This is a genomic window from Oscillatoria sp. HE19RPO (assembly GCF_024220515.1).
Classification (GTDB): Bacteria; Cyanobacteriota; Cyanobacteriia; order Cyanobacteriales; family Laspinemataceae; genus Laspinema.
The window spans coordinates 18,522-29,668 of sequence record NZ_JAMXOT010000027.1; the positions used below are offsets into that span (position 1 = coordinate 18,522).

The window sequence follows — 11,147 nt, forward strand, 5'->3', positions numbered from 1 at the left end:
ACACCGCAAAGACAGGGCATTGCGGTGTAGTTGCCAGTTTAGGGATAAATTAATTTAACACCCTTGCCATTGTTAGGAGTTTTACAATTCCAACGGAGGTCACAGTTCTTACAATCTTGTTCATCAATTTCCCCCGGAGCAGCCGCTTCCCATGTATTAGTACGACGAGATTCTTCAATGTTATCTACCGTTTTAGTGAACTCCTCTATCGCCTCCTCAATCTCTTTCGCCTCCATACTGACTTCTACAAGAGCATTCACTGGACGGTTGGGTGGACAAGTAGGGCCATCTAGTTCGTTCAAGAAATATAAAACCGCTTTTCGTGGTAGAACCCCATGTTTACGTTTATAAAGATAAGCATAAACACGCATTTGAAATTCATAGGTTTCTAAGTCTTTCGGATTTAAACCCACACGACTACTACCCTTATAGTCCCACATTTCACAATTAGCGGGGTCGGGATTTTCATCAGGGGAATCTACCAGAAGATCGACTACTCCATGAAGAATATGATCGGTGCGATCAGCCTGTAGTCGGTGTTCTGTATCTCTAACTCGTGGGTAAAGTATTGGACCTTCGAGGGCATTAAAATATTGAAGAATATTCACTGCTTTCACTCGAAGCTCTGACCTAATAGCCAAAATTCCTTGACTATTTAATCCATTTTCAACCTGAATAAAATACCTAATTATATCGCTAGGAGGTAATGGTCCTATTTCACCCGTCTTTCTTGCTGATTTTGTTTCACCAAAGTAATCCCTAATATCCTCATAACTGAGGATATTACCGTTATCGGGAAGCAATCCTTTAGTAGAAGGATCGATTATTCCATGAAAATGGGCATGGCAACGATCTAAAACTTGATGAAGGACTGTACCAAAGTAAGCCTGAGTTTGTTCTGCGGGTGCATATTTGTGGACATTAAAAGCCCCGTACTGTCGAGCGCATCGTCGATAAGCCACAACATCTTGAGTAACGCTATATCGGCGTTTTACCACTGTTTTATTCGATAAAGATACTGAAATACCTTTGAAGGGATTGGACATAAATACTCCTTTTATATAACCTTTGTGCTTCTCTGAAAATCTGAGTAGTTACGTCCAGGCGCAGCTACATGATTTTTAATGTGATTTTTAGTTCCAACTAAAGTTAAACTATATTGTGCCCGTGAGTAAGCAACATAAAGTAAACGTATGTCATCTTCCACAGCTAATTCTTCTGGTGAGCGGATAGATCGAGGATAGAGATCCTGCCGAAATTTTGCTAGATCTCTCTCAAGAATTTGAGCCGCACCAATTCGTTGCTTTTGACCTAACTGCGCGACGAATACAAAGGGAAACTCTAATCCTTTTGCTTGGTGAATAGTCATAATTGGTAGGGATCCTTGGGGTACAATTACCTCTTCATCTTCGTCATCATCAATTCCAGCATCAATAAGATAGCTGATAAACATCTGGTAAAACTGATGCAAAAAATAGGGATCTAACTTTCCTAATTCATTGGAGCGTAAACCATCTAATTTAAAACTATGATAACCATCAAAAAGACGAGTAACTTTAGAAAAACGCTGATTTTTCACCGAATCTTTTTGCCACGTATGAAATGGCTCTAGTGCTAAAATACGATGTAAGATTTCTAAGAGATTACGATTTAAAAATCCCCCTTTATGGTGTTGGCATAGTTTGAGCAAACTTACATTGCTATTTTTTAAGTATTCATCTAGTTCATTTGTTGAAAACTCAGGGCTACATCTTACAGTTTTGAGGGTATTCATCCATTTTTGCACAGTTAAAACCCATTCATAAGGCTTTCCTGTTGGATTCTTGTAGTCGGTACTAAAAGTATGGTCTTGATCTATAACTTCTATCAGTGCAGCAATCAAACATTGTACCTCTTCACTTTCCATAAAAGATTTTGAGCGAGGATTATAGACAGGAATACCTCGTTCCTCAAATGCTTTAATAAAAGGTCCCGCATTGTTTGGTGAGTCTTTAGCACTGCGAACCAACAAAACACACTGGCTATAATCAGATAAGATTCCATCACTAATTAAGTAATTTTTAACAACATCTGCAACAGCATTAGGTAGATCTCCTACCTTTTTTCTTTCTATCCAAGAAACAGCAGGGTAAGAACCACTTATGGAAGAAGAAGCCTTAACTGGATTTTTACCAGGTGCACGTACCCCGGGCATTTTCATTTCTGAGAAAGACGTAATGTAGCTGTTAAAAAAATTAACAATATTAGAATGAGAGCGGTAATTTTTATCTAGTTGAATTTTATGAGGAGATTTACCCAGTGATATCATGCAAGCCTTATCAAAATTAACCATGCAAGATACATTTCCACCTCGGAAACGGTATAAAGCTTGATCATCATCACCTACGACTGTAATTGTGTCATGTGGGGTCTGGTGAGCAAGGGCAAGGTATATACCCTCTTGAATAGGATTTGTGTCTTGATACTCGTCAACCAGTATATGCTGTAATGGAACCTGATCTTTGGTGCCGCCTTCTAAAAATCGCTGCCCCCCCGGAGAGTTAATAAACTCAAGAAAGCATGATTGAAGATGAGCAAAGTCGCAACGATAGTTGCTTTTTAATGCTTGAACATATTGCTGATAGTATTTTGCTAGGGTTGCCCAGTGTCCACCCTCTAACAGCATCTTTTGAACATCAACACGGTCTTCTACAATGTGGTTGAAGAGCGTAGCAGATGCCTTAACTCGCTTCCACTTGTTAGGACAATAGTCTTTGTTTCCCCAGTCCTTAACAGAATGCTCAAATTCTCTCCAGAATGCTAAGTCTTCATGTTTAGCTATTTCGGCGTTACGGTAGGTAAATAAATGTTGCTCTACATCGTTAAGAAGACGGACATTTTGGTAGTTTGGAGATCGATATTCTTGAAGAATGTCATTACATAGGCTGTGTATTGTTCCTATCCTTATGTCGGCTAGATCTACAGATTGAAGACTAGGAGAAGTTTCCTGTAGGGCCGCTAAGTAGGCAGCTAAACGATCTTCAAGGTTACGAGCTGCTTTATTAGTAAAGGTAGTTAACATAATAGAGCGTGGGTTGACACCATCTACACAGAGAAGTTTCAGGGTGCGTGTAACCAGCACTTCGCTTTTACCAGAACCAGGGCCAGCGAGCAGCCACAAAGGACCGCCTTCATATTCTACGGCTTCCTTTTGTTTCTCATCTAGGTCATAGCCCCGAGCAGTTGGTTGGGCAAGAGATTCATGAAACGTACTGAGATTAATCATACTGAAGTATTCTTAAAATTAAGATTAAGATTAAGGTTGAGGTAGGGGTTACAAAGTCCAGATTCAGCAATATAGTATCACATTAGGGGCGGGAGTGGCAACCCCGGGCCTAAAAAAATATTAGGAGTAGATCATTTAAAAAATTACCCTGAGTTGCGGTGGCGCGATGATAACTAATGAGCAAAACCCATCGTTGTAGTTGCTAACGCAACCGGCAATTTATCTTGGTCCCTCCTGAAACAATCCTAAAGAACAAATAATTTGCGGTTCTCGCTTTTCGATTTCGTCGCTGACAATGCACAAACGGCCATCCATTCTTAATGCTACCACTAACTCCGCCAGTTGGCGATCGCTAATTCCACTTTTTAACTGCCGATTCAACGTATCCGTTGCCGACTGCCGCAGGGGATAGCGGTAAATTTCATCAATCGCTTTCACCAATTCATCTGTAACAAAAGCTGCCTCTCGCTCATCTTGAGCATACCGTTTCAACCGTTCATAACTGCGAAAACGAGCACCAGAAGGTCGCCCTAACTGACCCCCAGAGTTTTTCTCCTCTGCTGCCAACAATTCCGCCCCTTTCTTAACTAATTCATGATGCTGTTCATCCCGGGGAATTGCCGGTGTGAATTCGTCACAAGCTGCCGCCCGCAACACCCCCAATTGGGATTGAGTCACGCTATTTCCCTCGCGATTCACCCAAATTAAAGAATCATTCCCCTCCGTCGTTTTCATGTACAATAAAACCCCCTCCGGCTGTACCGGCGTTGGACTATGGGCGCGAGTGGAATACACCACATTGGGCATTTCTTCAATTGTCTTTTTCAACCCGGGATTATTTTCCGTCGCCTTTTTCCAAATTTGGAACGCTTCAGAAGTTAAATCCACTTCTCCATCTTCTTCCCCATCTAACGCGCCGCATTTCTCATTATAAAGGTCAAGCAAAACCCCTGAATCATCATCCTCAAAAAACATTTCATCAGTTCCCACTACTTCCGCATTCTCCTGTAACCGACGCTTGAGGCGTCCCCGCAGGTTAATAATTTGTTCAACCCCCTCCGCAGGCAAGAATGAATAGCAGAGAATTTTTTCCGCTTGTTGCCCAATTCTATCCACCCGTCCCGCCCGCTGAATCAGTCGAATAATCGCCCAAGGTAAATCATAATTAACAATAATCGCGCAATCTTGCAGGTTATGTCCTTCGCTTAAAACATCCGTTGCAATTAACACCCGCAATTCTCGATCCGGACTAATGTTATCCGCCTTCCCACTACTCACCGGACTAAATCGATTTGCCAACTCCGTAGGGTCTGGAGATTGACCCGTCACTCCCGCCACTCCGGGAATTTGGAGGACGTTTAAATTCTCGGTTAAATAGCGTACTGTATCCGCAAACTGAGTAAAAACCAGCACCTTTTGCTGGGGATAAGTTTGGGTTAGCAACTCCACCAATGCCGCGAATTTTCTATCTTGCTGCCGATGCCACTCCCCACCCTTTTGCAACACCTCAATCAAGGCTTTCGCATCGGCTAAAAGGTCCCGTTTCAAGGCTTTGGTATCTAATAAAGCCGGTTTGAGCCATTTAAACCGCCGTTTGTAGCGGGTTTCATAGTCATGGTAAACCGCCTGGGCTCGCTGCTTGAAAACTTTTTGCGAGAGGGCCAACAAATCCTCCAATTCTAAATCCGGGTTCTCCCCTTCTTCGGTGTCCGTCTCCAGTGCGATCGCCGTCACGGAATCCGAATCCTCATCACTATTGCGCGTATCCAAGAACTCCGCATCCTGAGTCCCAATGGGAATATCCAACTGATTCTCAATGGCATATAAATAGATGAAGTTCCGCAAAATGTGACGTTCTAAAGACTGGATAAAAGCAATGCCACTACTTTCTAACCGTTTAAATAGATTGGTCCGCGAAAATCCCATCAACCGCCTCCCCGCCCGAGATAGAGCATTGAGTTGATGTTGTTCCGCTTCCGTCGGGGAAATTTTATGTTTTTTCAGGATATAATTTCCCAGTCCATACCGAGGCAAGGTTAGGGCATTAATCACATCCACCACCCCCTCGGAGTACAGACGCGAATAGGGATTGGAGTCAACCGAATCAAGCTGAAATTTGAGGGTAGCCGGAATGCGATCGGGAAAATAAGACCGACTTCCATCGGGAAATTCTAAATATTTCCGCCCGGTTTCTCCGTCGGTTTGGGCATAGTTTTCTTTAATAAACGAACGAGTTCGTCGGACCATGTAATGCTTCATCAATTCGCGCCAATCATCGGGATGGTCGCTCTTTTCAAAAGCCGCTAAAGAGCGTACCGAACATTGGTGGCGGCGGATAAATTCTAGTTCTCCTACCGCCCCGCCTCCCAGTTCATTCAACAGCGCCTCGGGCCGAAATCCCAGGTTTTGGTCTTCGGAAACAAATAACCGCAATTGGGAGGATAAATCTAAATAAGTTTTGTTATAAGGGGTAGCCGACAGAAAAATACACTTGCTTTCATTCGCCGCAATATATTCCTGAATGGCGCGATAACGCTTGCCGTCCCGATTTCTCAAGTTGTGACTTTCATCAATTAAAACCACCCGATACCGGCGTAACTCCGGCAGTTGATTTTGCACCTGGCTAATCGGTAATACTTTAGCATAGAGACGGTAATTATCTACATAGTCTTGCCACATCTTAACCAGGTTTTTAGGGCAGATAATCAGAGTTTCTAACAGGCAATCCTCTTGGAGAATTTTCGCCAGGGCAGTTCCCACCAGGGTTTTACCTAAACCAACAACATCCCCAACCAGAACTCCTCCCCGCTTGGTAACATGACGCGCCGCCAATTGCACCGCTGCTTTTTGGAAGTCAAATAAACCGTTAAATTCGCGAGGAATCCGAAACTCAGACAGTCCGGCGATCGCCTCCCGGGAGAGGTGATAAGCAATCTTCAAATAAATATGATACGGCGGAATCAGTTGTTCCCTCGCCCAACTTTCATCAATAATTTCCGCCAGTTCTTTGGAAATATCAATACAGCCAAAATCTTGCCAGCGATCGTCAAACCACTTTTGCAACTTCTGGCAAGCATCAAAATCTAAAACATCAACATTCAATTCCCCCTGATTTCTCAATCCAGCCAACGTTAAGTTACTGCTGCCTAAAAATCCTACAATCGGACTATTTGGATCTTGACGATGAATCAGATACAGTTTCGCATGAAGGGGGTGGGCTAAAAACAGTTTAACAACCAGTTTTCCGGCTTTAATTTGACTGCTAACCTGGCGTAATCCCGCTTCATCCGAGTTCGTCGGTGCCCCGATCGCCAACTGGTGACGAAATTCAGCCGCCATCCGTTTTTTAAACCGCAAAATCCCACTATTATCAATTTTCCCTTCACTGGGACCCAAGGTAAAAGCTGCCTGAACCTCATCCCTCGGCAGACGTTGCATCCCCACCAACAGACGGCAGCAGGACCCCTCTCCCCCAACATAACCCTCAATCAAATCACCTATCTTTTGCCACCCTCTCAAGTTGAAATAACCCACGCAAAAATCTGCCCGATACGAGAGTTTCAGCGTGTCTCGGAGGGCTGAGTGGAGGTGTAACTCGATATTATCAAAGATGCGTGGCACTTTTTTTCTCTAGTCGCATTCAGTCGAGGGTGTTCTCAGTCGGAGGGTTTTTGCTCCACAACCCATCTTACCTTTTTTTTGCTAAAAACCCTCATTTGGTGATTTTGCCATAAAACGAAAGAGAGTAGAGATGATATTGAGCGCTATTTTTTCCCTCGGCAAAACTAAAAATTTACTCAAAAACTTAATAAATCAAAAACTTGATTCACCGATAATTCCCAGTCTGGAAAACTGCTTAAAACCGGCAAAATATCCGATTCTGCTTTAACGCTTGGGAGCCGATCGCCACTAAACACCATCATTAATCGGTCTTGCGGATCGATAAACCAACCCAGTTCCGTCCCTTGCTTCAGGCAAAAAATAATTTTATCCATCACCCGGGTCTGATTTTGTCCAGGCGATAAGATTTCAATCACCCAATCCGGGGCAATTTTAATCTGATTCTCAACTTCTCCCTTTTCATCCAAAGGAATGCGGGACCACTCAAACACGGAAATATCTGGCACCAAAGAACGCCCCCCAAATGTTACCCTTAATTCTGTAAAGGCATACGCTAATTTTGAAGGTTTCCCCTGGTTATTAATCGCCGATACTAACTCAGTTTGCAGTTTGCTATGTTTTCCCTGGGGCATTGGTTTTTGATAGATTTGGCCGTCAATATATTCGCAGGCGGGTTCAGTTTCCGGTAGATTTAAAAAATCATCCAGAGACTTGATTATTGGAGATTCTGTTAAAATCATCATCCATCTGTCCTCCTAGTTTTAATCAAAATACAGCCATCCAATTATATCTCGGACGGATAGTTGCCAATCGGTTAATACAGGTAAAGCGGGTAACGCATCATCCCCAGTTTTTACCTCGGGGGTTTGATTGGGTTTGAAAATTATCACCGATTCATCCTCTGGATCGACTAACCATGCTAGTTGGGTTCCGTGATTGAGGCAAAAGATAATTCTTCTCATCATCCGATTCACAATTTGGTCGGGAGACCAAATTTCAATGGTCCAATCCGGTGCAATGGTCACGCGATTTTCCAGTCTGCCATCCGGTTTTCGGGGAATCCTGTGCCATTCAAATACTGCTATATCTGGCACAATGGAAGACCCACCAAAATTACAAGTCAACTCGGGAAAGGCAAATACTATTTTATCGAATTTACCCACATTATTGATAGCAGTACCCAGATTCGTTCTGATCCAGCTATGTTCGGCTTGTGGCATGGGTTTTTGATAAATTACTCCATTGATATATTCACTGGCGGGTTTGGTTTCGGGTAACTGCAAAAATTCTTCTAGGGTAATGTCAGTGAGGGATTGAATTGGGGGTGTCATAACGGTTTTCTCCTGAACGATTTGGGAATGCCTCTGAGGGTCTTGCCAGGGGATTGGCGGTTGGGTAATCAGGGGTTACAGTATAGGGGCAGACCCAAGGGATTCTCTTCCCCAGTATAGCTGAATTTCCCCGTTTCAATAAGAGGCATCACATCTTGCTGGCGTTCTCTATGACGCACTGCCGCAAGAAAAGGAGTAAGATACCCCAAGGATATGAATCTCTGTTGTGCAAACTCTAACTCATCTCTTTGTAAGAGCGAAAAAAACAATGGCTTATAGCGATTTCAAACTCAATCGGCTCATCAAGCAATTTAACTTAACTTTAAATGGAAACACCGATTTGTTTGTTAACATTTCCGAAGTGCAGCCCAGCGAAATGCTTCAGAGTTTTTTAAAAGAAAATGCTGCATTAGCGGTGGATATTAATACGGAAAAAGCTCGCTCTGAACTGATTATTGCGCCAATTTTACTGGAAGTTAGGCGGCAGGTTAAGTATCAAGTTGGTTTGTTTTCGGGTTCTGAGTTTAATGTTGCCCCAGAACGAGGATTGAATGGAACTTGTGATTTTTTAATCAGTTTATCACCGGAACGACTGTTTATCAGCGCCCCGGTTATTACTTTAGTCGAAGCGAAAAAAGAAGACATTAAGGCGGGTTTCGGGCAATGTGTGGCGGAAATGTTGGCGGCGCAGTTGTTTAATGAACAGGAGGGAAATCAGATTTATACGATTTATGGGGCGGTGACTTCTGGGACGGTTTGGAGATTTTTGAAGTTGGAGGGGCAGATGGTTTATATTGATAGGGTCGAGTATTATCTGTCGGAAGTTGCTAAGATTTTAGGCATTTTATTGAGTGCGATTCTTTCTCAGTCTTGATGGGGGATTTTGGCATAAATTTTATTGTTTAAAGAGTTGATTTGTCGATGATTTTTAATTCTTTTTTGTTAGGTTGGGACTGGCGATTCGCGAATCGCGGCTACAGGTGGGGATGATTTTTAATTCTTTTTTGTTAGGTTGGGACTGGCGAATCGCGAATCGCGGCTACAGATGTTGATGATTTTTAATTCTTTTTTGTTACTGCGGAGTGGGAAGTTACTCTGGCGATCGCCTAAAATTAGGAAACAACTGCACTTTTATAGAGTTTAGGCATGAATTGGCAAGAAATTTCCGGTAATTGGGTCCATATTCCTCCCCGGACAAGGGGCATTATTCATTTCCTGGGGGGCGCGTTCCTGGCGGCAGCGCCTCAAGTGACTTATCGATGGTTACTCGAACAACTCAGTCTCCAAGGATATGCGATTATCGCTACGCCGTTTGTTAGTAATTTCGACCACGGTGCGATCGCCTCTGATATCCTGGACCGTTTCGAGTGGTGTGTCGAACAATTGCGCCTGTCCCATAAATTGCCTAAACGCTATCTTCCCATCTATGGAATCGGTCATAGCATGGGTTGTAAACTCCACTTACTCATCGGCAGTTTATTTGATGTCGATCGCGCTGGGAATATCCTGATTTCCTATAATAATTACCCCGCCCGTCGTTCCATTCCTTTCTTAGAATTAGTCGAACAATTACCCACCACTTGGGGGGCGAAATTACCCCAGGCTTTCTCGGTGGAATTTACCCCTTCCCCAGAAGAAACCAACGACATTATTGCCAAAAATTATCAAATTAAGCGGAATTTGATTGTCAAATTTAAAAATGATACCCTGGATCAAACTCTGCTGTTATTTCCGGTGATGAAAGAACGCTTTCCTGACCTGGTATCTATGCTCACTATCCCGGGAAATCATCTCACTCCTTTAAGTCAAGACCCGGGGTGGAAATCGGGGACGGAATTCTCTCCTTTGGATGCGATCGCCCAGTGGGTTCGCCTAGAAATGTATCGCGAACCCGTTCGCCTCAAAGATGAAATCCTCCGTTGGCTCAATCCTATCCCATCCATGAGACCTCTAAACTGATTTCTCCCTCATTCCTGCTCCTTTCTGGGACTGACCTCTGCTCGATACAGCAGCTTATCCCCTTGGCGATATCCGGTACTGCGGACTCTCACCAGTTCCCCGGGTTGAGCCATTCCCTCCCGTAACTGATGCTGCTGGGGATCATAAGGAATCTCTGACCCCACGGAGGCGATCGCCTCGACTCCCCACTCTTGCAGCAACCGTTCCACCGGATGTAACAACGGCAGCAATCGCACCGCAGGCAACTCCGGGTTTTGGGTAGCAGCATAAGCGGCAGTAGGCCAGTTCCGCAACCAGGACTCTAATATATCTAAACTGGCGAGTTGAAATTCCTGCAACAGCGTCTCCCGTTGCTGCTGCATCTGAATTTGCAGGCGATCGTATTCCGCTTGCAGCGTAGAACTCTGTTTCAGGGGTTCTGTAGCTTCCACTCCAGCACATCTCACCAACAACTCGGATAAGGTGACTTGGAGGACATTCGCCAACATGAGCAAGGGTTCTACACGCATTTGCAACGCCTTTCCCTGGCGCAGTTGCCTCACCTGCCAGTGAGACACTTCCGCTTGACGAGCAAGGGCCCGAAAGCTGGAGATTCCTACCTGTTGCATTAACTCTTGTAATTGTTGGCTGGCGTCTGGAGTATCACTCATGAGTTGGAGGTGCTCAATCTAATGTAATTTTGGATATCATATTATAAACTGCGAAGAAACGACTGAAGTCGTTACTACGAACAATGGATTTTTCCCCGTTTGTAGTAACGACTTCAGTCGTTATCCCCCGTTTGTTCGCAGAAGAAACGACTGAAGTCGTTACTACGAACAGGAGATTTTTCCCCGTTTGTAGTAACGACTTCAGTCGTTATCCCCCGTTTGTTCGCAGAAGAAACGACTGAAGTCGTTACTACGAACAAGAGATTTTCCCCCGTTTGTAGTAACGACTTCAGTCGTTATCCCCCGTTTGTTCGCAGAAGA

At 43.9% G+C, this 11,147-nt stretch carries 8 protein-coding genes; 2 read left to right on the forward strand and 6 right to left on the reverse strand.

What is annotated here, in order from left to right; translation table 11 throughout:
* Positions 1 to 38 precede the first annotated feature (38 nt).
* The 5 genes from NG833_RS03260 to NG833_RS03280 form a co-directional block, all read right to left on the reverse strand.
* Positions 39 to 1,046 carry a PD-(D/E)XK nuclease family protein gene (locus NG833_RS03260; RefSeq protein WP_254563897.1) on the reverse strand — a complete coding sequence of 336 codons (1,008 nt, stop codon included), beginning with the start codon at positions 1,044 to 1,046 and terminating at the stop codon, positions 39 to 41.
* A gap of 11 nt (positions 1,047 to 1,057) precedes the next feature.
* Entirely contained in the window at positions 1,058 to 3,265 is a 2,208-nt protein-coding gene (locus NG833_RS03265; RefSeq protein WP_254563898.1) for an ATP-dependent helicase, read from the reverse strand.
* A gap of 219 nt (positions 3,266 to 3,484) precedes the next feature.
* Complete coding sequence (locus tag NG833_RS03270; RefSeq protein WP_254563899.1) at positions 3,485 to 6,886, reverse strand: helicase-related protein; 3,402 nt, start codon at positions 6,884 to 6,886, stop codon at positions 3,485 to 3,487.
* A gap of 176 nt (positions 6,887 to 7,062) precedes the next feature.
* On the reverse strand, positions 7,063 to 7,629 hold the full coding sequence (locus tag NG833_RS03275; protein ID WP_254563900.1) for a Uma2 family endonuclease: 567 nt from the start codon (positions 7,627 to 7,629) through the stop codon (positions 7,063 to 7,065).
* Between the two features lie 18 nt (positions 7,630 to 7,647).
* On the reverse strand, positions 7,648 to 8,217 hold the full coding sequence (locus NG833_RS03280; protein WP_254563901.1) for a Uma2 family endonuclease: 570 nt from the start codon (positions 8,215 to 8,217) through the stop codon (positions 7,648 to 7,650).
* A 268-nt stretch (positions 8,218 to 8,485) separates the two neighbouring features.
* On the opposite strand from NG833_RS03280, the gene NG833_RS03285 reads away from it, so the two are divergent.
* Together NG833_RS03285 and NG833_RS03290 are read left to right on the forward strand one after the other, a co-directional pair.
* Positions 8,486 to 9,091 carry a hypothetical protein gene (locus tag NG833_RS03285; protein ID WP_254563902.1) on the forward strand — a complete coding sequence of 202 codons (606 nt, stop codon included), beginning with the start codon at positions 8,486 to 8,488 and terminating at the stop codon, positions 9,089 to 9,091.
* A 272-nt stretch (positions 9,092 to 9,363) separates the two neighbouring features.
* Complete coding sequence (locus tag NG833_RS03290) at positions 9,364 to 10,176, forward strand: DUF1350 family protein (protein WP_254563903.1); 813 nt, start codon at positions 9,364 to 9,366, stop codon at positions 10,174 to 10,176.
* Positions 10,177 to 10,184: 8 nt separating this feature from the next.
* On the opposite strand, the gene NG833_RS03295 is transcribed toward NG833_RS03290, so the two are convergent.
* Positions 10,185 to 10,826 (reverse strand): helix-turn-helix transcriptional regulator, encoded by a 642-nt coding sequence (locus NG833_RS03295; protein WP_254563904.1) that lies wholly within the window; start codon positions 10,824 to 10,826, stop codon positions 10,185 to 10,187.
* Positions 10,827 to 11,147 lie beyond the last annotated feature (321 nt).

What these genes read in the sequence shown, in the direction of transcription:
- NG833_RS03285 (WP_254563902.1), top strand. Translation starts at nt 8,486, where the DNA reads ATGGCTTATAGCGATTTCAAACTCAATCGGCTCATCAAGCAATTTAAC.
- NG833_RS03280 (WP_254563901.1), bottom strand. Translation starts at nt 8,217, where the DNA reads ATGACACCCCCAATTCAATCCCTCACTGACATTACCCTAGAAGAATTT.
- NG833_RS03290 (WP_254563903.1), top strand. Translation starts at nt 9,364, where the DNA reads ATGAATTGGCAAGAAATTTCCGGTAATTGGGTCCATATTCCTCCCCGG.
- NG833_RS03275 (WP_254563900.1), bottom strand. Translation starts at nt 7,629, where the DNA reads ATGATGATTTTAACAGAATCTCCAATAATCAAGTCTCTGGATGATTTT.
- NG833_RS03260 (WP_254563897.1), bottom strand. Translation starts at nt 1,046, where the DNA reads ATGTCCAATCCCTTCAAAGGTATTTCAGTATCTTTATCGAATAAAACA.
- NG833_RS03295 (WP_254563904.1), bottom strand. Translation starts at nt 10,826, where the DNA reads ATGAGTGATACTCCAGACGCCAGCCAACAATTACAAGAGTTAATGCAA.
- NG833_RS03265 (WP_254563898.1), bottom strand. Translation starts at nt 3,265, where the DNA reads ATGATTAATCTCAGTACGTTTCATGAATCTCTTGCCCAACCAACTGCT.